The following is a 22,583-nucleotide window of genomic DNA, read 5'->3' on the forward strand; positions in this document are numbered from 1 at the left end:
ATGTTAAAAGATTTAAAAAATCTTAAACATACGACTGAAAAATTGAATAATTGTATGTTTAAACTTGTTAGGCTTTAACAGCACTTGTCCCTTTTGTAATCATTACTTCTAAATTCTTCACATTGCCATTAAACACAAGGTCAATTTGACACGTGCTCGTTTTCTCGTCGATAATGTAGCCGATATCATCTCCATCATGGATAATGGAGTTGACATAGCCTTTATCATTCAGCCATTTACTTTTTTGACTGCTTGGATTATTACTGAAGAACCTAACAATATTTTCATGCTTAAAGTCACCTGATTGGAATCGAAGTATTCTTTCAATATACGTACTCACCTGTGTTTTGTAGATAGAATCGAATCCATCCTCTTCCATCGCTAAGCTTCTAGCTTTATAGACAGTAATACGTTTAATATCTTTATCTTGGAGCTGGGCATTTTCTGACGAGAACACAAAGCCAAAGCTTCTGCTGTTAATCGCATCTTTAATATTATTCGTAAAGCCTGAGATTTCCTTTGCCATCGTTGTAACAGCTCTAAGCGAGTTTTCACCGGCTTCAATATCGAATCGTACGCCAGGATAATTACGTTTTACATTTCTGAAGGACTCCTTTAAATACTCAGGGCATTGGTAGGCGGAAACAATGCCTGCGGCTACATAGCTAGCCCCGACATAGACCCCTTCGATCCATAGCTTTAAAATATCCTCCTTTTCTTTAGATAAACGGGCGCCATTTTCCGTCGTGTACATTCTCGCATCAATAACGACACCTGATTTATCCTTTGGAATTATGGTGAAGTTCGGTAAGCACGGTATCGCAAACTCACTATAGTCTTTTCGAACAAGCACGGCGCATTTATCAATCAGACGATCTATCCCTGCGGTTGCAATCCCATTGAATGTTGTTTCTTCCTCCGCCATGAAGTTAAAGAAAACCTGCACTTTGTAATCTTTTATCGTATCTAGAAGAATCGATAGGGATTCCATTGTATTGCCTTCTTGTTTGGCAACCTTTTCATTCCCTTTAAATCTAGATCGGCTGACCTTCATTTTTCCAGTAGCCTCTAGCTCCAGTGCAGGAACAATGCCGTACCACACCGTATCCGTAAAGTCATTTTTAGAGTTTACAGTATTTAAATACGTCCGTAATCGTGGTAGGTTATTACTTTTCACGAGCATATCGAGCTTAGTGTTTGTCACAAGCAATGATGGCTGCATCCCTTTATTTTTCGTTGTGTACTGATCAAAGTACATTTTAATGCCTAGGAGCTTTTCCACTAGAGGCTTGACCGTTTTTACAAATTCATCCTTCGCATTCTTATAGAACTCAAGGTATGTATTGTAATTTTGAACCTCTGTTTCCACATCAAATTCCGCCTTCACAGCTGGTAGAGGAGAGAACGTTCTTACAACTAAATCTTTTACATAGGAAGAAGGAGACTCTGTAATGGCCTCATAATCTTCTTCAAAAACAGTACTTAAACCATAGTTACTATTTTCTTCAATCACCATCAGTTCCGAGCTATTGTTTTGAGGTGCCTCAATAATTTTCAACTCGCCATTATCACCAATAGAAAGGGTCCCAATTTGTAATTTTTCGGATTCTCCTTCATCCTGATTAACGCCTAACAATAATCTAGTTTTAATATCTTCGATTGCTAAAGGTAGCATGGCCATGACATTGTTGTAATTTTTACTGGCTACTTCAAACATCAGATTCAGCTTGTCACCAGTATCTAATTTTTTCGGATCACCCTCATCTAGCTTCTCATATTCACCGTAAAGGTAATGAATTTCCTTACGAACTTGGCGAATGTCGTCCATGACTTTCTTAGGAGAGATCATATCAAGTAGATTTTCGAATTTAAAATCTACATTTGTGATGCCCTGGCTTCTTTTGGTATCAATGAGGGTGAAGAGCATCTTTAAAAAATCATTATTTTGATCGATTGCTATTTCAGAAATACAATCATCTTGAATACCTTCAGGTTTCTTCAGGGTATACATTACCTTTTGATTAGCGGCATTGTAGAATGAATAAACCGTTGGAGAAAACTTATCTAAAAATTCGTCAAAGCTTTTGACAAGAAGATATTGATGAATTTCTTTAATCTTTTCATCACTTAGACTGTCGATCCCCTTTACATCTCCAACAAGCGTAATTAAGTCCATCTTTTCAGGATTAATTTCTTCAAATAGCATAGTTCTGTTTGTTTGACTAATAATATCCATTCATTCGGCTGTATTATTATACAGCCATCCCTCCTTTTTACATCGGATTTCGAGTAAGCACAATCATCTGCGAGCGTTAACTTAAAATTAACTTTTTAGTTATAAAATTCCATTTAAAGAAAAAGAAACTGCAGTTTAGCTAAACTGAAGTTAAAATTTTATAACCATTTTATCTACATCACAAATGACATTATGTATCACAACGTAACTATACAATATCTTATTTTATTGTCAATATTTACATTAGAATATTTTGTTAATTAAAATGTAAATTAGTAGTTTAATAGGAAAAATTAAACATACCTAATTTTATGATATTTTTTAAAAAAAAATGTGTTTTTCCACTTTTTTTTAATAAAAAAAGACAGCCTAGGGTGAATTTTTTAATCCTCTTAGGCTGTACAGAGCGCTGATCTTACACTACAAAATGATAAGAATGGATTACTTTTTCTAGATAATTGGTCATTTAGAATTATTTACCTTTAAATAGTTCCTTATCCTATTGACAAATTCTTCAACTGTTATTACCCACTTCATGATTTGTAGGGAAGGACATCGTTTTTTTACTTGTACTGCCAACCCCCACATAATGATGTAGGATAAAAGAAGACTTACACTATTATTATGTTCTTTTACTTGTTCAATTTTATCCTCAATAAGCCGCTGGGAAACATCAGGAGGAATACTATCTGTCATTGAAAAGTAAAATGTTGCAGCAAAACTATATACATCAGTATAGACACCTTGCGCGGACTTATTAGAATATTGCTCAAGAGGAGAGTAACCTGAGCTTGTAAAAATTTGATTATCTTTAGCTGTTTTATAAAAAATTGCTGACCCAAAATCTAGTAAAAATGGATTACCTTCTGAATCTATCAAAATATTACTTGGCTTAATGTCACGATGGAGAATCCCCAGTTTATGTACATAGCACAGTGCATCTATTAAAGGAAGAAAGATACTTTTGTATAAATGGTCTCGATCCTGGACAGGAAAATCCTTTAGATATTGATCTAATAGTTTTCCTTCATAATAATCCATAATGATATAAATCGATCCATTTTCCTCAAAATGATCAGTATATTTGACTATATTACGATGATTTATTTGCTGCATAATAAATGCTTCATTTAGAAAAATTCCTTTTAGATCCTTGAATTTTTGCTTTGTTGAAGGCAAACGATTGATGATTGTTCTATTATCTAAATCCCGTATAGCCATTTCTTTTGGAAAGAATTCTTTAACAATTAGTCGCTCTGCATTGTTAATATTTTCCGCAAGGTAGACGATGGATAATTTACTAGTCGCAACAACTTCTTTTATTTTATATGTATTATTCAGAACACTATTTATCGGTAAGCTCAATTCACATTGAGTTGCTTGCATTTTTGCTCCTTCCCCCTTATAAGCTTTGAAAACCTGTATGCAAATATAGATCAAATTATCTACCTTTTAACTAAAATACAAATTAATGTAAGTATACCAATTTATATCTTTTTATTAAATAGTGATCTTCTTTCCATTTGAGGTTTGGTACATCTATTTGACATTTTGATTTTTTATCCATCTCTCGTTAAGAATTTCTTATTATATTAGAAAGTCGAATTAACACTAACCTTTATTCATAAAAAAAGCTTAAATCACATTTAAATAGGTGATTCAAGCAGTTGATTTCAAAAGATAATCTAGCAATATATTTTTGTGAGATATTTATTTTATGTAGATTATATATATTTATAAAAAAACAGATTCCTCTTTACATGAATCCAGTCCTAAAGGGTCTTGATGTGTTTTATCATAAACTCCCAATGTGTATTTGAAAAAAAAACTTTTATTTACTAAGTTTATAACGTTGTAGGGTGATTTCTTAATCGATTGTACGACACCTTTTATATCACATAACCTCTAAATCTATGAGTAACCAAAAACTCCTTCTTATACCCTAACAAATATGTTTACCTGTTAATGAATCTATTGAGTATATTTCCTTCTACTCTCATGAGTAGCTAAATCTGCATAACGTGTCGTAATTGGTAATCGACTATTTTTTTCTACAAAATGTAGAGTTATTTTTATTGAAGTCTCTAAATCGATCCAGTTACCGCATGAAATAAAAATGGGCTTTACATCCTTTCTCGTTCTCAATACTGCTCCATATACTTCTCCATCAACCTTAATATAAGTAAAATTTCCTGTTTCATTTTTTGGCATTTGAAAATCCGTGTCTTTTATCTTTAAGTAGCTTTTTGCAACGCCTATTGTGGGTTTCTTCAAATAAAATGAGGCATGTGTTGCGATTCCCATATGCCTATAATGTAAATAACCATTTCCATCAAACATATAAAGATCTGGTTCACATTGCAGCTTTTTCACTGCTTCTATCACCATCGGAAGTTCCCTAAAAGCAAGATATCCTGGAATATATGGCACATCTATTTGACCCCAATATTCTACTTCTTCGATAATTTGTTTGGTAATATAATCGATTACGACAATACAACAAACCCCATAATCTTGCTTCCCCTCTGTCCAATATACAATGTCAATTCCAGCTACCCGACGAATAGCTGCTAACTGAAAATTGTTTTCTAATGAAATCTTAGAAATCCATTTTTCTTGTTCAATCTTAAACAATTCTTCCTTTTTCATTTTCCACCATTCATCCATTCTTTCACTTTTTTTACTTGTCTTTTATGCTTTTCTTTCTTTGCCCATTAAAATAGCTAACTATATCTAATTCTCTCTCGTTTTAAAAAATTTTCAAACCTTTTCATTATATCTTCATGCGTAGTTGGAAGTTCTTGGGGCATATAATTAACCAATATTGTGCTTTCTTCATTTAACTGAGGAAAATAATTAGTTCTTATAGCTAACATGAGTTTATCTAAATCTTCACTAGATACTACCCAAGCAAGTTCATGAACAAATTCACTTTCGTCACCATTTCCATCAATTCTACTGCATAATGAGAGATAATCCCTTTATTAAAATATTTCCCGTAAACCAAATGTTGCGCATCTTATCTGCTCTACCTTTGGCTCCAGACCAAATACCATCTACTGCACCTAGAGTTAGATAATTTGCAAAATTATATGGAGAATCGAGTGCTTTATCTGCTCTTTTGTCCAGACCACTTTTGAAATCTTTGCCGATTTCTTTGAAGCTATTAAGTGACTTGACAACTGGTTTTTTGATGTCCTTTATCACCGCTTTTGCAGCTGAATTCGTTTTGATGGCTAGTTCCTTCGTTGTTTGTTTTACTTCCTTTACCGCTTGCTTTGTCTGGTTATAAACGGCTTTCGTTTTGTTTACTGCTTGTTTATAGGTTTTCTTTCCCGCTAGGACAGCTCTTTTTACTACTTTTTTAAATTGCTTTGCTATTTTACTTTTGCCACGAGCTTTGTCATTATCGTTTATTTAGTCACTATTCCATACAAAACTACCTCCTGCAAGTAAAATGTCATCTCGCCTAATTCTCACACTTTTCTTCCTAGACCAAGGTTTACATAGAACTCCTTGATGGCCCAGCCTTCATGAGTTTTCGAATCAAATATCAGATTACTTTTTAACCACAAACTTCTTTGGGTTAAGAAAAAACCTTGAAAGGCATATAGTCGCCAGTCAAGGTATGATAACAATCACATTATATCCTTCTGATTTATCAATGATAATATCCTAATTGTTCTATATATTCTTTCTAATACAATTAGGATATATTAAAGTAACTCCACTCGAACTTGTTTATAAAATTTAACTTTTAGTCTCTCTTCTTCTCCCACATTCATTACCAAAGCTTTGTCATCTTTTTTTAAACTTGTTACATTATTAAAATCACCTGTAAATACAATCATTAATTGTAATACTTAGAATACTCGTTTGTTTATAAAGTTAAAATCACCTTAAAATTTTGGTCATCTTTGTAAGTATAAATTAATTCTCCATGTCTATATTGCCTGTTATACTCACCGGCTCACTTTGAAAAGGTTCAAAAAGATGAAATTCATTATACTTTATCTTCACAATAAACTTGCAATCTATCAACTTTCAAATAGACATATCGTCCCACTAAATATCGGTAATCTTCAAATAAATCACTCGTAATAAAAAAGCCTACATCTAAAGTATTATCCCCTAGCATTTTCCCCCAAAGAGCATAACTATAATTATTAATGTGTTCAATTTTTTTCAAATATTGATTCTTTTGTTCCTCTATCTCTAAAACGTCATTTACAAATATATCTATTTCAGCCTCATATATTTTACCTATTTCTTGTTGTTGGGGGGACACATTAAATCCTATAATTTTTTGATTGTTAACCAAAAAATATATTTCTTCCTCAATAAGAGAGTCAAATTTACATATTTCTATTTTATTATTCATAATTTCTCCTCTATTCAACAGGGTTAATAACAGGAATATTCTCTCCATTATTCATCATTTTCCAAAAAGTTTTACCACTTTCAACATGATATGTTGTAATTTCCCCCAAATTATTTGTTCCTACAAATTCAAACTTAGCATAACTTTTTATAGGAACACCAGCAGCATTAGTTAAGCCACTATTTTTCATAAATTTAACATAACCTGTCCTTAGTTCTCCCTTATATTCGTATTGAACTTTTATTCCATTTTCTATTACATTATTGGCTCCTGCTAGGTACTCATTAGCATTAGAATATGCCCCTCCGAATTCACCACCATGTTTTCCAAAATGTGATTCTAATTTTTCAGTACTTCCAAAATTCATTCTGCTAACATTCTTACTGTTATTACCCGTACCCTTATTCTCATCAGGCTTTTTATTCGAGCCATTTTGTGGTGGTTGGGAATTAGATGGCTTCGGACTCGAGGATGACGTATTTTTTCCAACCGTTCCTGTATCCTCTATGCGTCTGACGTTTACACCTGCTCCTGCTAACTCCATCTCTGGTGGTCGCAGTTGACGCAGCTGTTGTTTGACTTCGTCTACTTTGGCTTGGATCTGCGTTTTTACATTTGAGACTTGCTTGTTGACTTTTTCTTTTACATTGCCTAAAAGACCTTTATTCGCTTTTTGAGCACTTTCACTGATACCCTTCGCTGCCTTCGCACCTTTATTGACCCATTTACCAGCTGTTGCCGCATTGCCCACTACTGGGATCATAGCGCCAAAGGAGAGAGCCGCATTGACCTTGTCACCTCTTGCCGCATAAATAATACCATTCACACCATCTGCTACTTCTCCTACAACGGGGACCATCCCGACTATATCTAAGCCCGTTTGTAGCGTATTTAACAGATTTTTAGGTTTTACAGCATTTTTCACTGCTTTGGTCGTTGCTTGCGCAGCCTTTTTCACGACTGGTAGTACTTGTTTCCTCACTACCTGCTTCGTTTGTTTGACTGCGGTCTTTACCTGTTGCTTGGCCTTCGACACGGTGGCCTTTGTTTTTTTCACAACCTTTTTCGTGGTCAGAACAGCTTTTTTAATTGCCTTTTTCGCCCGTTTAACCAATTTACTCTTGGATAAACTATTTTTCAGCTTCCGTGCCTTGGTAAAGAATTTACCCCACTTCTTCTTTTTCTTCTTGCGTTTTTTCTTCTTTTTATTGGATTTTCTTTGTTTTTTCTTCGTAGAGCTCTTCTTTTTGGAGGATTTCTTAGTGCTCTTTCCTTTTGATCCGCCGCTCTTTCCTTTTTTCTTTCCACTTGGGGAGCCTACTTTCGGAATCATCCCTAGTAAGCTTCCTGCTAATCCTAATAGACCCATTAAGCATCACCCCCACCAACAGGGATCATCCCCATGACGTCTAGGGCTGCCTCCAGGTCTGCTTCCTCTTCTTGCGCAGCGACAGATACAGGGGCTTTAATGGAGCCATCCATCGTCACTACCTGTCCCTGAATATCGGTATTGCCATCAAATACAAGACTGCTTGAGCCGCATGTGAAACGCATCGACTCCGCTGCACTCATGGACACACGTTTTCCGGCAAAGGTGATCGTGTCGTTGGCTTTGACCAGCAAGGAGGGCTTACTATGCACAGTGATGCCGCTATCCTGATGGAGCTGCAGAAAGACGGCACCCTCCTTGGCGGTAAATGTCACGGACTGTGGGTCTAGCTTCATTTCCTTCCCTTTCGGTGTACCCCAGTAAGACGTTTTGGGATCAGCTGTTTTCGGGTTGGACTCGCCACCCTTTCGTACACTATGACGAACAAACGCTGCTTCCTCTCGATGTGTTGGGAAGGTTAGGTGGACGCTATCTCCTTCCTCTGGTGGGCTGTAAAAGCCACTATTCCCTTGCCGTATATGGTTAGCCAATCCATTTTTATGGTTTTACCCCTAGCGTTGTTTGTTTAACTTCTTATATAATTTCTTTTTTGAATGTATCCCTTTTTTATTCACGTATTATATGAAATTAAAAAGGTAGAAAAGCTGTTAGAACAACGTTTCTACCTTTAACTATTTGTTTTGACAAAGTGTCCTATTAGGACATGGAAGTAAGACAAAATTCATAGCTAGTCATACAACTGTATATACCTTTCATTTAAAGGTATATTGACATTCTCAACTAATTCAATTTTTAGTAGCTCTATTTTATTTGATAGAATCGAAATGAACAATGCATAATAATCTCCTGTAGTTGGATAAGAAAATAAGCCATACCCTTTAGATGAAATAATTTTGTTCACTTCCTTTATTTTTTCTGGTAAAAACTCATATTCCAATTTACCAAGTTGCTCAAGTTCTTTTTCTGTGGCTAACTCAATATCATATTTAAATTCATAATCCAAGATGTAGTTAACTATCTCATTATCTTCTTCCCCTCTGTAATCAAGATAGAGAAACCTCTTAGTGGACATCCCATACTCTAATATCCATTCATAAAGATTTACCTTTATGTCTGAATAATCTAGACCCTTTAAATCGCTCTCATTAAAGATAACGGACACTATATCATTGAATAACAATTTTAATTTCCTCCCAGTAGCATTTAATTTTGAAAAAGTTCTCCGTGTTTATTAGGAATATAGTCTGGATAATTTTTTCGATAAAAGCTATCAATAAGTTTTAATAAAGGATCCCATTCAGGGTAAGGCTCAGGATCCTTGATTCGCATTTTTGCTTCTGGTGTATTCATTAAGAAATCATTGAATTCTTCTGGGATTGGTAAACCATGTTTCTTCCTCACAAAAAGTAAAAACAAAATTTCATAGGGGTAAAATCCATAACCAAAATCTCCAAATTCGATGGATTCCCCTAACTCTGAAGCAAACACCGAATGTATTATAGACATTTGGTTAATTAAAGGCTCTAATTCTTCTAATTTAGTCGTTGTCCATTGTTTTAAAACCTCACTATAAATTTCTAAATCTTCAGGTATTAAGCCGTATTCTAAGTTGTCTACTTTCAGTTGCTCTCTCACTGCAACATTCAAGTGTTGATTTGTCCCCCAAATTTTTTTATCTCTAAACTGAAGATATAACTCTAAAAGAAACCATGTATGTTTATTAAAATTATTCGCATCCATCCAACGAGTTCCTAAATGCTCTACAATAAAATTAAATAATATATTCTCCTCTTTCTCCCAGCCAAACACTGTAAAATGAATTAATGTCATAATAACATCTTTAAAGGAATATTCTAATGACATTTTAGGATATCTACTTTTATAAAGATATTGCCCCATACACTGATGAAAAATAACCATCATTACTTTTTTAAGTTCTTCTGTATTTTTCTGATGATTTACTAATACATCTTGTTTCCATTTTGACAAATAATAGGATTCTATTGAATCTAAATTAATTAATAGAATATGATCCTTTTCAACATCATTGAGCTCAACAATATGAGTACTTTCATTTAAACTATCTATATACTCTTCTTCTACATCTTCAAACTTTATTCCCTCTACAAAATTTTTATAGTACCTATTATATGATAATTCCAATTTTTTGGGATTCAACATTATATTCACCTCGATTAATCAAGTTGTTTATTCCAATCTTTTATTTTTAATTCCTCTACACCAAAGCCTTTTTTCGTAATTTTAATATCTGTTTCTACCCTTATAAAATCTAATTCTAACCCTGGATTCTCCTTTTTAAGTTTCTTATATTGCTTTTTAAATTCAGAATATCTTGAGTCATTGCTATTTAACATCCCTTCAAAATATTCTTTTCCTCCTAATTTTTGTTTTTCAGAGTAACTAAACAGTGCAGAATCTGAAGCCTTAGATTCTATCATAGTCAACTTAGGTGGCGGTCCTTTAGATAAAAACGTACCATCAATACCGTTTCGGCCTACTTGGAATATTTCTGATATATCTTCCCCTAATTCATTTTTCTTAGCTACTATCTTCGAAACTTCTTCTCCAAAATCCCCCTTTTCATGAGAGAAATATTTAGTATTATCAATTTTTCTTTCGTAGTCTTTTGCCTCTGTCAAATTATAATTCTTGCTTATATCATCAGGGGTATCAAGTTTATTAGCTAATTTGTTTCTTTGACGCTGTAATTTTTTTATTTCATCTCTATTTCCTACTTTTTTCAAGTTCGCTATTTTTTGATCTAATGAATATATTTCTTTTAAAATAGTGTTAGCTTTATTAGAATTATTAGTTGGCTTCGGACTCGAGGAGGACGTATTTTTTCCAACCGTTCCTGTATCCGAAATCCTTCCAACGTTCACACCTGCCAACTCCATTTGCGGTGCTCCTAGTTGACGCAGCTGTTGTTTGACTTCGTCTACTCTGGCTTGGATCTGTGTTTTGGCGTTCGCTACTTGCTTGTTGACTTTTTCTTTTACATTGCCTAAAAGGCCTTTATTCGCTTTTTGAGCACTTTCACTGATACCCTTCGCTGCCTTCGCACCTTTATTGACCCATTTACCAGCTGTTGCTGCATTGCCCACTACTGGGATCATAGCGCCAAAGGAGAGAGCCGCATTGACCTTGTCACCTCTTGCCGCATAAATAATACCATTCACACCATCTGCTACTTCTCCTACAACGGGGACCATCCCGACTATATCTAAGCCCGTTTGTAGCGTATTTAACAGATTTTTAGGTTTTACAGCATTTTTCACTGCTTTGGTCGTTGCTTGTGCAGCTTTTTTCATCGCTGGTAGTACTTGTTTCTTCACTACCTGCTTCGTTTGTTTGACTGCGGTCTTTACCTGTTGCTTGGCCTTCGACACGGTGGCCTTTGTTTTTTTCACAACCTTTTTCGTGGTCAGAACAGCTTTTTTAATTGCCTTTTTCGCCCGTTTAACCAATTTACTCTTGGATAAACTATTTTTCAGCTTCCGTGCCTTGGTAAAGAATTTACCCCACTTCTTCTTTTTCTTCTTGCGTTTTTTCTTCTTTTTATTGGATTTTCTTTGTTTTTTCTTCGTAGAGCTCTTCTTTTTGGAGGATTTCTTAGTGCTCTTTCCTTTTGATCCGCCGCTCTTTCCTTTTTTCTTTCCACTTGGGGAGCCTACTTTCGGAATCATCCCTAGTAAGCTTCCTGCTAATCCTAATAGACCCATTAGGCATCACCCCCACCAACAGGGATCATCCCCATGACGTCTAGGGCTGCCTCCAGGTCTGCTTCCTCTTCTTGCGCTGCGACAGATACAGGGGCTTTAATGGAGCCATCCATCGTCACTACCTGTCCCTGAATATCGGTATTGCCATCAAATACAAGACTGCTTGAGCCGCATGTGAAACGCATCGACTCCGCTGCACTCATGGACACACGTTTTCCGGCAAAGGTGATCGTGTCGTTGGCTTTGACCAGCAAGGAGGGCTTACTATGCACAGTGATGCCGCTATCCTGATGGAGCTGCAGAAAGACGGCACCCTCCTTGGCGGTAAATGTTACGGACTGTGGGTCTAGCTTCATTTCCTTCCCTTTCGGTGTACCCCAGTAAGACGTTTTGGGATCAGCTGTTTTCGGGTTGGACTCGCCACCCTTTCGTACACTATGACGAACAAACGCTGCTTCCTCTCGATGTGTTGGGAAGGTTAGGTGGACGCTATCTCCTTCCTCTGGTGGGCTATAAAAGCCACTATGTCCCTCTGCCGTATAAGGCGTAGCAAGTGGGAACCACGTAGCTTCTTCCTTTTTTTGTGTCTCATCGATACTGAGGTGGACTCGAACCTGATCCTTTTTGACCTCTAATACCTTTCCTTCAATCGCTGTGCCCGGTAGGAACGGAATACTGCGCCTATCTTGACGTATGCCTTTTTCGAACAGCAGATGATACTCATAGGTAAGGATGCCTTGCTTCATGCGGGCGATAGACTTGGCTACTACCAGCTCCTTGCCCTGGAGCAGAACGCGATCACCCAGTTTCAATGTTTTTCTAGATTCTATCACGTAGGCAACTGTATCCCGCTCTTCAATTGGCTGCTCGATGTCATTATGCTTACTATGTAAAAACTTAGAGCGATCCTTTAAGATCGTATAATTTGCCACGGAAAGCTTTTGCATTCGCCCTTCAGGTAGGCCAAACCAAAACTTCGGCTTATCAGCATCCATTGCGGCGACTAATACAGCCCGAAAATGGGAGGCCATACGTTGTAAAAATTGCCAATCCGTCTCCTTATATTGTAATATAAATTGCTTAAGAGGAGTAGCTTTCGATACAGTATCAATAACATCTGCACCTGAATAATCTTCTAGCACCTTTTTTAACATCGCCTCATAAGTCATTTTATGATGCTGAAAGGAGCGGTATTTTTGTTTACAATCCAAGGTGAATGTAGAAGAAACAGCCTGTAATTCAACTTGATATACACCCCTTGTCATTCGTACCGCAATTTCTGTTACCTGCCCTTTAAAAAGCGCATGCAGCCGTTGACCTTTGTGTTTTTGATAGAGCTCTATTCGATCTGTCGTACTGGCAAGCTGCATACAACTATCTTTCTTTTCCGCAGGAATAAATCCCGTTATTGCTAATCTTGCATGGTCGTTCACTGTTTGAGTCAACGTGAGATTATGCAATGTTTGGATTTCATAGGGGGATACGAGTTCAAGCTCACCGTATCCGATTACTTCCTCGTATGTGTTCACATGAATTCCCTTCTTTCCTCAGGGGACAATCGCTTATTCTTGCCCATCATCTTCTACTTTTATCGTTCCACAATACATACACATATTAATCGATTGACTAACTAACGCTGGATGATTTTCAATTAATTGATCATCCTTCCCATTAATCCAGGGCATTGTAATCACAGGTGTACAGGGCATGGGCTTTAAGACACCATTATTAGCAGCTGTAGCTGCCGCAACAGTTGGATTCGCTAATGTCTGGCATAAGCCAAATGGTTGAATATTGACATAAGGCTTATAATCCATCGTATTCATCTGCGCCTTATTTTTCGTATAAACACCGTGACTGACTGGCATTTTTAAAATACTCGTTTGATCTCCTTGTGAACAGGATAATTTGGCACCAGCTACGACATAACTCCGTTGGTCGCCACCCTTTGTCTGCAATTCTTCTGACATAGAAAAACCATCCTTTCGATACGTAAGGTGTTACCACTTTTGCTAAACATAAGACTTAACTGTAATACTTACGTCTGACGACTCTTTCTTCAAATTGCTCTAATTTTAATCTCGCTATTTTCTCCCTACCATTTATCTAAAGCACCTTCCATCATGTGCTTTAATCCTTTTTCAAGCACCTCATCTATTTTCCTACAGAAAGAATGTCGTTCCATCTTCCTTCAGTTTGTATTTTTTGTAATCGTATTCCCCGAAAATCTCTGCGTAGAATACTCTCTGCTAATTCAATATTCACCACTATAAACTGTTCTTTAATGCCCTCGATTTGAAAGAATGAATAAGGAGCAGCCAACTGCTCATCTATGACTAGCTTCTTCAACGTACCATCCAGATGAAATTCCGTTTGAGCGGAAAGACAACGCACTCTTGGTGGGATCACCAGCCAATATAAGGTTTGCATTAATTTAGGCATATCCGTGAGAACAACTGCTTTAAATGGCATATTTGGGACATACTTTTCCACTAATTGTTTAACAGCATCAGAAATAAGCATGATTGGCTTTTCTATGAGATCGGTATACACCATCTCGCCTTTTTCTAATACAGGAAATTGCCGTTCAAGTTCCTCTAATTCTTCCATTCTTTCAATAGTTAATAGCTCTTTTTTAATCACTTGGGCGATACCAACAGGTTTCACAGCATTTGTGATACGTTCATCTTGAGATAGAATAAAATAGTTCATCTTTCGTCTCCTTTTTTCACACTGTCTACTTCCAAATGACACTAGCAGCCTGGAATGGATCTAGCTTTACATATTCCTTTGCTTCCTTAGAGAAAATAGCCATTTCTAAATTGGCTCCCGCAAAATTTGTATTTCTAACATTTGCCCCCATAAAGCTGGCCCCTCGTAAATTCGCTAGCTCAAAATCGGCGCCTTCTAAATTCGCATCGGTAAAACGAACCGGTAAATAGCCAGGTATTTCCCATTTCTGACGATCTAGTAGACCACTCGCTCCTTGTACCTGTTGAAAATTCGCTCCCTGTAACTGACTATTACTAAAATCCGCCTCATAAATTGTGCTAAAGCTCAAATCCGTGTCCATTAGCTGACTCTCCCGAAAGCTAGTACCAATCAACAGACATTCACGCATATGACAATTGGTTAAATTGGCTTTGTGGAAAAAGGCATAGCGAATATCCAAGCCTTCATATCGCCCACCTGCTAAATTTAAATGGCTAAATACCTCGTATGGATATTCCTCCTCTAATTGTTCATCTAGCCAAGCCTTTATTTCTTCACTATCCTTCGCTGAAAAATCCTCGCTATAGACAACCTCATTCATATCCATAAACTCGCCTACACGTATCTCGACAGCCACATCCCGATCTAGCGCCAAATACTCTGGACATCGAATAATGTCAGGTAGCGCATATCTAGCGAGACTTATTACATATTGGTGAAAATGTTTGGCGTCCTGAAGTCTAATGCGATCTATATCTGCTTGAGTAATTGCCCCCATAAAAGTTTTGCTATACAAACTTAATTCTTCAATGTATTGCTCTAAAAAATGATGCGCCCAGCCTGCATCATAAGTAGTTAAAAGTGGATGAATATCAAAAAACCATTCCTCATCCGTAGCTTCTACTAAATAGTGAGGGTTGCTCTCTAGTAGCTCTGTGCGTAGCATTGAAAACGTAATATGTGCAATTGGTCCTTTCTGTTGAAGCGTTTGCTGTTGTTTGAGTTGCTGACATATTTTTTGAAAAGACATCCTAAAATCATCAGCGAGCCTATCCTTGGAGGCTTGAAAAAAATCCTCAAGCAATAAGAGATATTTCAACCTTCTTTTTTCTACTTCGTTATCATAAAAATGCTGTAAAACTCCCTGTGTCTGCATATAAGTCTCCTTCCTTCTCATTCACACGCAACCATTTTAATTTGCCTTTACTTCCTTCCCAAAAATCTGCACACTGCCATTCATCGTTATTTTACTTTCTTTGCATTGTAAAGAAATTTCTTCCTCCGCAGACAAAAGAATTTTCTTACTCGCATTCACTGATATATCTGCCTCAGAGATTAGTTTAATTTCTTTTTTACTAAATATTTCAATACCATTTGCTTCATTTAGCCGAATAAAAATATCCCCATCCTGTGCAGTAATAACCACTTCAGTTGGACTCATTTTAATTTCTTTACCAAAGGCTGTACGATAATATTTGGTTGAGGGATCATCTAGTTTGTTCGTTGCTGAAGTATCTAAATTTTTTCGTATGGAGCTGCTAGAAATTCCTTCCTCCTCCCGATGTGAAGGAAAATAGACATGAACAAAATCATTAATTTCAGGCATACAATACCAACCACTATGTCCCTCTGCTGTATAGCCTGTAGAATAAAGAAACCAATGTGCTTTGCCTTTATCCTGCTTCTCATCAATCGCTAAATGCACCTTAATATGATCCTTTGCGACTTCTAATACTTTTCCTTCCAGTGATAAGCCTGAGATCGCATCGTTAAATAGTTCACTTTTATTCATGCCATTTTTCGTTGACAGCGTATAATAATGTTTCAGCAAGCCATCCTTCATGGTTGTGTATGCTTCACATACATAAAGTGTTTGTTGATGAAAGGTGACATGATCTCCTATTTCCATTACCTTATCTGTTTCCACCTCATAGTATAGAAAGTCATGCTCTCCCATACCTCCATTACCATTCTCTGTATATAGAAGGTAATCTGCTAGTTTTTTTCGGGTCGTATAATGGTAATCTTCTAGCTTGCCTTTAGCTCTACCAGCAGGCACACCAAAATGGAACTTTGGCTTATCAAAGGTAGCAGCAGGCACTAGCCCAGTGTTAAAACGGGAGGCTAGTCTTTTTAAAAATTGCCAATCTGTCTCTCGATATTGCAGCGTAAACTTGTCTAATTTAGCACCCTTTGTTGCTTCATCAATAATGTCAAGACCAGGATAAAAAGGATGTAATAGTTTGAATAAAGACGAATAGGTCATTTCCTTATCCTGATAGGAGCGATTTTTCTTTTTAATGTCTAGCTGGTAGGTGCTTGAAGCCGCTTCTACTTCAATATAATAAATGCCACGAACTGAACGAACCTTCACATCTAAAATTACACCTTTAAATAAGGGTGAAGGGATACCAAGATGATTAAGCTGATTTACTTCAATTGCTGATTTTGCCTCCGTCATTTCCACATATGTGTCTCTCGCTACTTCAGGCACAATACCAGTAAAACGTAACGTAGCATGTTCATTCATTTTTTTTACGATAGTAAGCTCTTGAATACTAATAAGCTCAAAAGGTAGAATTTGAATATTATGATAAGCTGTCACGACACTACTCACCGTATTCCCCCTCCGTTCCTACTATTTGAAGCAAATCGCAAGGATTCCATCATAGCTCTCGCAATCGGACGCCAAGTTTCAAGATCCTCCTCCATACAATTGAAGGTTCCAATAAGTGCTATTCCTTCGATAGAGGCAAAGAACATTAAATTAAAAATGTCGCCATCAATAGCCGGTGTAATAATCTCTAAAAAGCCTACTGTCTTTTCGTCAATCTTCAGAACATCCGTATCAAGCCAATCAGCTGAAGGTTGAGCTTGTTCAAGGATATCAATCATATTTTCTTGAAAAGCAGCAACTCCCTCCTCCTGTAATCGATGTGGAGTCAGGTTGAAGGCAAGATTAATCGATGAGGATTCATCTGTATAAATTAGATTTGGTCGACGGTCCGATGGGTACTTTAAGGCTGCTAATTCAGTAGACATCTTAGAAAATAGTTTTGGCATACGAATCGTCATTTTACCATCCAATAACGACTGCTCCATCACCCCTATCTTCTCATCATCAATGATGATGTAGCTTTGATAGATATTTACTTTTTCTAGGTCTTGTTCCTCCTGCTTAGATGCCTGCTCAGGCTCCTGTTCCTTTTGTATGGCTACTTGTCGCTGGGCTAGCTCATGTTGCTCCTGCTCTCTCATTTCATTTCTTAATGCAATAATTTTTTCATCTATAAACTTCATCCCAATCACCTTCCGTTTTTTAACCGTTTTTCACCAACTATATTTCAACCTATCAACTATTATTTGCTTAGTCCCTACACATCCTTCATGACACAGAATTTGAAATCTGATCCTTCCATTGCCTCAACCATCTCATCAAAGGCATACCTGTTGGCAATGCTTCTCTCTACTTCTTCCTCACAAAAATATGAGTTTGAGTGCTATCTTTTCTATGTATAGGATCTTTTATTTCCGCCTTTAAAGTAATTTTAGGGAGATTAAAAATAATCTAAGGAACTATAAAAGTTCCTTAGATAATTAGTAGTGTTTTATCCTGCTGCAATCTTAGACAGCGTAGCCGCCTTCGATTTTTGCCAAATCTGTTTTGTCTTTCTTTTGTTTAATAAATAAGAAGAATTCACCAATACCTTCTGTGTCACCATATCTTTCTGTATAATCCACCACAAAAGCGTTCGGGAAATGAATTTTTCTTACTACTTGATCTGCTGAAACAACCTCTAATGTCACTTTACGGTAACAGTCAGCCTTTTCAGCTGGTACTAATGACCATAAACCTAATTTCATCGTATCATCAGAATTATCACCATCAGTTGCTGTAAGAATTTTACCTCTTACTTTTAAAGTGGCTCCAACATCTGTAGAGCGAGCGTTCGAATCATTTGGTGTATCTGTTTCATATTCGACAGTCATGATGCTTTCTAAGCCTAGTTCAATTGCCTCTGAACCTTCTACTTTTAATACAAAACCCATTTTCTTACCCCCTAAAATTTGTTAAATCAAGACATCTAACTGTTCTGCAGAATATTAGCAATTAGTCTCTCGATTCTTATTTATGTTAAAAGATTTAAAAAATCTTAAACATACGACTAAAAAATTGAATAATTGTAGGTTTATACTTGTTAGGCTTTAACAGCACTTGTCCCTTTTGTAATCATTACTTCTAAATTCTTCACATTGCCATTAAACACAAGGTCAATTTGACACGTGCTCGTTTTCTCGTCGATAATGTAGCCGATATCATCTCCATCATGGAATTTCTTTAATCTTTTCATCACTTAGACTGTCGATTCCCTTCACATCTCCAACAAGCGTAATTAAGTCCATTTTTTCAGGATTAATTTCTTCAAATAGCATGGTTCTGTTTGTTTGATTAATAATCTCCATTCATTTGGCTGTATATTTCTACAGCCGTCCCTCCTTTAGATAACGAATTTCGGGTAAGCATAAACATTTAGTGATAAAAATACAGGATTAGAATTATATAACTACTTCTTATAAAGAATATTTCAGGAATAAAAATCAATTTGAGGCTAAGCTATGTACTAGAAACTCTAATTCTACTTTTATGCATTTTTTATTCACTAATGATAGGATGTATCACAAAAGTAACTATACAACACCAAAAATTAATGTCAATATTTTCTATAGAAGATATTGTAATTAAAAACAATTTAAAGTATTTTTAGTAAAAATGTTACATATAATAATTATGATATTTTTTCAGTTAATATAGGATTAATCCTATTTTTTTATAAAAAAAAACTAAAGGTTCAATTACTCTTGGGCCCAAAGCTGTTTTTTAAAATAATCTTCTATATAGGAAAAATGAATAAAAAGTATTAATCATATAACGACATTAGTCTTTTAGGATGAATATATATAAAATAGTTCTTTAAGCATTTGTACTTTTCTTTCAGGATATTATGAATTTCAAAAAGGAAAGTCCAACCTCCAAAAATAGTTAGGAGAAATAGCATTGTTCGCCTCTTCATTTACAACTTCACCCTCTTATCCTTGAAAAGTTACATCTAAACAAAATAATCGAAAACCTTGCTTTCCTTTTATGATTTTCTTCCCAAAAGTCATGAGGCAGTAATCAGTCACACTTTTATTTGGCTTTATATTACGTCGCCAGCACGCTAAAATCCAATGTTCATTCATTCAGCTTGTAATTTAAGGTGCAAAAAAAACCGCTCACCTAAACGTGAACGGTTTTGTAGACTATGCTTTTTGATAACGAAGCACTGGTGTACGAGCAGCGCGTGTTTCGTCTAGACGAGATACGACTGTTGTATGAGGTGCTTCTTGAACGATTGATGGATTTTCTTCTGCTTCTTTCGCAATTTGAATCATTACATCACAGAATGCATCTAATGTTTCTTTAGATTCTGTTTCAGTTGGCTCGATCATTAACGCCTCTTCCACATTTAATGGGAAGTATGTTGTTGGTGGATGGTAGCCAAAGTCTAACAAACGTTTTGCGATATCTAATGTACGAACGCCTAGCTTCTTCTGACGACGACCTGATAAGACAAATTCATGTTTACAGTGACGGTTATATGGTAGATCGTAGAATGGCTCTAAGCGACGCATCATATAGTTGGCGTTTAATACAGCATATTCTGTAACAGCTTTTAAGCCATCTGGACCCATTGTACGAATATACGTATAAGCACGAACATTGATACCAAAGTTACCATAGTAAGGTTTTACGCGTCCAATTGATTGTGGACGATCGTAGTCAAAGTGGTATGTGCCTTCTTCAGTTCTTACTAATACTGGTTTTGGTAGGAATGGAATTAAATCTGCTTTTACACCTACTGGACCAGAACCTGGACCACCGCCACCATGTGGGCCTGTAAATGTTTTGTGTAAATTTAAATGCACACAGTCAAAGCCCATATCGCCAGGACGTGCTTTACTCATTACAGCATTGAGGTTCGCACCATCATAGTACACTTTACCGCCTACAGAATGAATTAGCTCTGCCATTTCGATAATGTTTTCTTCAAATAACCCTAGTGTATTCGGGTTAGTTAACATGAGTGCTGCTGTATCAGAACCTACTACTTTGCGAAGGTCTTCGATATCAACTAAGCCATTTTCATCCGATTTGACAGTGATTGTTTCAAAGCCCGCTACTGTCGCTGAGGCTGGGTTTGTACCGTGAGCTGAGTCAGGCACGATTACTTTGTTACGGTGACCTTCACCATTTGCTTCATGGAAGGCACGAATCATCATTAACGCTGTCCATTCACCATGAGCACCTGCTGCTGGTTGTAATGTAACTTCATCCATCCCTGTAATTTCTACTAAAGACGTTTGAAGATCATAAAGAAGTTCCATTGCCCCTTGGACTGTTGATTCATCCTGTAATGGGTGAACATTTGCAAAGCCTGAAAGACGTGCAACTGTTTCGTTAATTTTCGGATTATATTTCATCGTACAAGAGCCAAGCGGATAGAAGCCCGAGTCTACCCCATGGTTTCTACGAGAAAGTGCTGTATAATGACGCATAATATCCAGCTCAGATACTTCAGGTAGTTCTGCTGCCTCTGAACGTACTAGGTTTGCAGGTAATAAATCTGCTAGGTCTACTTCAGGCACATCTAGTGCTTCTAAATTATAGCCAACGCGACCTTCTTTTGAAATTTCAAAAATGAGTGATTGATTTTCGTTATGCATTAAGAGCCCCCATTTCTGCAACAAGTGCATCAATTTCTTCCTTCGTGCGTAATTCAGTTACTGCGATTAGCACATGATTTTTCAGAGAGTCATAATTTTGACCTAAAGGATAGCCACCGATAATACCCTTTTCGATTAAGCCTTTATTGATTTCCTTCACACATTTATTCGTTTTCACTACGATTTCGTTAAAGTGTGCACCTTGGAATGCTACTGTAAAGCCTGCTGCTTCAAAGGCATTTTTTGCATAACGTGTTTTCGCAATATTTTGAGTAGCCATTTCACGGATACCTTGTTTTCCTAGAGCTGTCATCGCTACAGAAGCTGCAAGTGCAAGAAGTGCTTGGTTTGAGCAAATATTTGAAGTTGCCTTATCACGACGGATATGTTGTTCACGTGCTTGTAGTGTTAAAACGTAACCACGACGGCCTTCACCATCAACTGTTTCACCAACAAGACGTCCTGGGACCTTACGCATTAATTTTGTTGTTACTGCAAAGAAACCACAGTGTGGGCCGCCGAAGGCTTCAGAAATACCGAATACTTGCGCATCACCTACACAAATATCAGCGCCAAGCTTGCCAGGAGGCGTTAAGATTCCTAATGCAAGTGGGTTAGAAGATACAACAAGTAAGCTTTTTGCAGCATGTGCAATATCCCCGATCACTTGGATGTCTTCCACTTGGCCGAAGAAGTTTGGATATTGTGCAATAACAGCTGCTGTGTTGTCATCGATCAACTCTTTTAATGCATCCACATCTGTCACACCATCTTTTTGCGGGATAGTCACAATCTCAATGGATTGACCGTAGGCATATGTAGCAACAACATCGCGATATTCTGGGTGCACTGCTTCAGACACTAAAATTTTCTTGCGACGCGTATGACCAGCTGCCAGCATACCTGCCTCTGCTAAAGCTGTACCACCGTCATACATAGAAGAGTTTGCAAGATCCATACCCGTTAGCTCGGCAATCATCGTTTGGAATTCAAAGATGGCTTGTAGCTCACCTTGTGAAATCTCAGGCTGATATGGTGTATAAGCCGTATAGAACTCTGAACGAGAAATAACATGGTCCACGATCACTGGTTTATAGTGGTTATAAACACCTGCGCCTAAAAATGATACATTGGCATTTGTATCCTTATTTTTAGCAGCAAGTGCCGTTAATTCTTTTAATAAAGCAGATTCTGATTTAGCTTCTTTAATATCATAAAGGCCTTTAAAACGGACTTTCTCAGGAATATCCTCAAATAACTCATCGACTGAGGATACACCGATTACGTCTAACATTTCTTTTTGATCTTGCTCCGTCATAGGTAAATAACGATGTTTCATAAATGTAGGTCCCTCTT

The 22,583-nt window shown here is 36.8% G+C and carries 21 protein-coding genes and 1 pseudogene; all 22 read right to left on the reverse strand.

Annotation, left to right across the window (positions count from 1 at the left end):
• Nucleotides 1-67 precede the first annotated feature (67 nt).
• Complete coding sequence (locus tag MHB39_RS14765) at nucleotides 68-2,236, reverse strand: transcriptional regulator (protein ID WP_036075040.1); 2,169 nt, start codon at nucleotides 2,234-2,236, stop codon at nucleotides 68-70.
• Between the two features lie 462 nt (nucleotides 2,237-2,698).
• Nucleotides 2,699-3,622: a serine/threonine-protein kinase gene (locus MHB39_RS14770; protein WP_342544364.1), complete on the reverse strand. Its 924-nt coding sequence runs from the start codon at nucleotides 3,620-3,622 to the stop codon at nucleotides 2,699-2,701.
• Nucleotides 3,623-4,207: 585 nt separating this feature from the next.
• On the reverse strand, nucleotides 4,208-4,903 hold the full coding sequence (locus MHB39_RS14775; RefSeq protein WP_342544366.1) for an endonuclease V: 696 nt from the start codon (nucleotides 4,901-4,903) through the stop codon (nucleotides 4,208-4,210).
• Nucleotides 4,904-4,959: 56 nt separating this feature from the next.
• Nucleotides 4,960-5,228: pseudogene (locus tag MHB39_RS14780) on the reverse strand (DUF2247 domain-containing protein); the annotation flags it as partial.
• Complete coding sequence (locus MHB39_RS14785) at nucleotides 5,192-5,443, reverse strand: hypothetical protein (RefSeq protein ID WP_342546955.1); 252 nt, start codon at nucleotides 5,441-5,443, stop codon at nucleotides 5,192-5,194. The pseudogene MHB39_RS14780 and the gene MHB39_RS14785, both read right to left, overlap by 37 nt.
• 796 nt (nucleotides 5,444-6,239) lie before the next feature.
• Complete coding sequence (locus MHB39_RS14790; protein WP_036074844.1) at nucleotides 6,240-6,617, reverse strand: hypothetical protein; 378 nt, start codon at nucleotides 6,615-6,617, stop codon at nucleotides 6,240-6,242.
• A gap of 10 nt (nucleotides 6,618-6,627) precedes the next feature.
• Nucleotides 6,628-7,986: a hypothetical protein gene (locus MHB39_RS14795; RefSeq protein ID WP_342544370.1), complete on the reverse strand. Its 1,359-nt coding sequence runs from the start codon at nucleotides 7,984-7,986 to the stop codon at nucleotides 6,628-6,630.
• Nucleotides 7,986-8,189: a hypothetical protein gene (locus tag MHB39_RS14800; RefSeq protein WP_237898250.1), complete on the reverse strand. Its 204-nt coding sequence runs from the start codon at nucleotides 8,187-8,189 to the stop codon at nucleotides 7,986-7,988. The genes MHB39_RS14795 and MHB39_RS14800 overlap by 1 nt, the downstream gene beginning before the upstream one ends.
• A gap of 545 nt (nucleotides 8,190-8,734) precedes the next feature.
• Complete coding sequence (locus MHB39_RS14805) at nucleotides 8,735-9,187, reverse strand: hypothetical protein (RefSeq protein WP_342544373.1); 453 nt, start codon at nucleotides 9,185-9,187, stop codon at nucleotides 8,735-8,737.
• A 23-nt stretch (nucleotides 9,188-9,210) separates the two neighbouring features.
• Nucleotides 9,211-10,188, reverse strand: a complete 978-nt coding sequence (locus MHB39_RS14810) for a hypothetical protein (RefSeq protein WP_342544375.1) — start codon at nucleotides 10,186-10,188, stop codon at nucleotides 9,211-9,213.
• Nucleotides 10,189-10,202: 14 nt separating this feature from the next.
• Nucleotides 10,203-11,750 (reverse strand): hypothetical protein, encoded by a 1,548-nt coding sequence (locus MHB39_RS14815; protein ID WP_342544376.1) that lies wholly within the window; start codon nucleotides 11,748-11,750, stop codon nucleotides 10,203-10,205.
• Nucleotides 11,750-13,279, reverse strand: coding sequence for a contractile injection system protein, VgrG/Pvc8 family (locus MHB39_RS14820; protein ID WP_342544378.1), 1,530 nt, complete (start codon nucleotides 13,277-13,279; stop codon nucleotides 11,750-11,752). Before MHB39_RS14820 ends, MHB39_RS14815 begins: the two co-directional genes overlap by 1 nt.
• Nucleotides 13,280-13,312: 33 nt before the next feature.
• Nucleotides 13,313-13,720, reverse strand: coding sequence for a DUF4280 domain-containing protein (locus tag MHB39_RS14825; protein WP_036076149.1), 408 nt, complete (start codon nucleotides 13,718-13,720; stop codon nucleotides 13,313-13,315).
• A 184-nt stretch (nucleotides 13,721-13,904) separates the two neighbouring features.
• Nucleotides 13,905-14,462 carry a serine protease gene (locus MHB39_RS14830; protein ID WP_259419289.1) on the reverse strand — a complete coding sequence of 186 codons (558 nt, stop codon included), beginning with the start codon at nucleotides 14,460-14,462 and terminating at the stop codon, nucleotides 13,905-13,907.
• Between the two features lie 25 nt (nucleotides 14,463-14,487).
• The gene (locus MHB39_RS14835; protein ID WP_342544380.1) at nucleotides 14,488-15,618 is read right to left on the reverse strand and encodes a pentapeptide repeat-containing protein; all 1,131 of its coding nucleotides are present in this window, start codon (nucleotides 15,616-15,618) and stop codon (nucleotides 14,488-14,490) included.
• Between the two features lie 36 nt (nucleotides 15,619-15,654).
• Nucleotides 15,655-17,079 carry a hypothetical protein gene (locus tag MHB39_RS14840; protein WP_342544382.1) on the reverse strand — a complete coding sequence of 475 codons (1,425 nt, stop codon included), beginning with the start codon at nucleotides 17,077-17,079 and terminating at the stop codon, nucleotides 15,655-15,657.
• On the reverse strand, nucleotides 17,076-17,762 hold the full coding sequence (locus MHB39_RS14845) for a hypothetical protein (RefSeq protein ID WP_245188805.1): 687 nt from the start codon (nucleotides 17,760-17,762) through the stop codon (nucleotides 17,076-17,078). Before MHB39_RS14845 ends, MHB39_RS14840 begins: the two co-directional genes overlap by 4 nt.
• 324 nt (nucleotides 17,763-18,086) lie before the next feature.
• Nucleotides 18,087-18,512 carry a hypothetical protein gene (locus tag MHB39_RS14850; protein ID WP_036076155.1) on the reverse strand — a complete coding sequence of 142 codons (426 nt, stop codon included), beginning with the start codon at nucleotides 18,510-18,512 and terminating at the stop codon, nucleotides 18,087-18,089.
• A gap of 149 nt (nucleotides 18,513-18,661) precedes the next feature.
• Nucleotides 18,662-18,817: a hypothetical protein gene (locus MHB39_RS14855; protein ID WP_176408523.1), complete on the reverse strand. Its 156-nt coding sequence runs from the start codon at nucleotides 18,815-18,817 to the stop codon at nucleotides 18,662-18,664.
• Entirely contained in the window at nucleotides 18,789-18,926 is a 138-nt protein-coding gene (locus tag MHB39_RS14860; RefSeq protein ID WP_156113261.1) for a hypothetical protein, read from the reverse strand. Before MHB39_RS14860 ends, MHB39_RS14855 begins: the two co-directional genes overlap by 29 nt.
• An 837-nt stretch (nucleotides 18,927-19,763) precedes the next feature.
• On the reverse strand, nucleotides 19,764-21,227 hold the full coding sequence (gene gcvPB / locus MHB39_RS14865) for an aminomethyl-transferring glycine dehydrogenase subunit GcvPB (protein ID WP_342544383.1): 1,464 nt from the start codon (nucleotides 21,225-21,227) through the stop codon (nucleotides 19,764-19,766).
• Nucleotides 21,220-22,566 (reverse strand): aminomethyl-transferring glycine dehydrogenase subunit GcvPA, encoded by a 1,347-nt coding sequence (gcvPA, locus tag MHB39_RS14870; RefSeq protein WP_016993971.1) that lies wholly within the window; start codon nucleotides 22,564-22,566, stop codon nucleotides 21,220-21,222. Before gcvPA ends, gcvPB begins: the two co-directional genes overlap by 8 nt.
• Nucleotides 22,567-22,583: the final 17 nt, after the last annotated feature.

The organism is Lysinibacillus sp. FSL K6-4013 (assembly GCF_038630435.1).
Lineage (GTDB): Bacteria > Bacillota > Bacilli > Bacillales_A > Planococcaceae > Lysinibacillus > Lysinibacillus boronitolerans.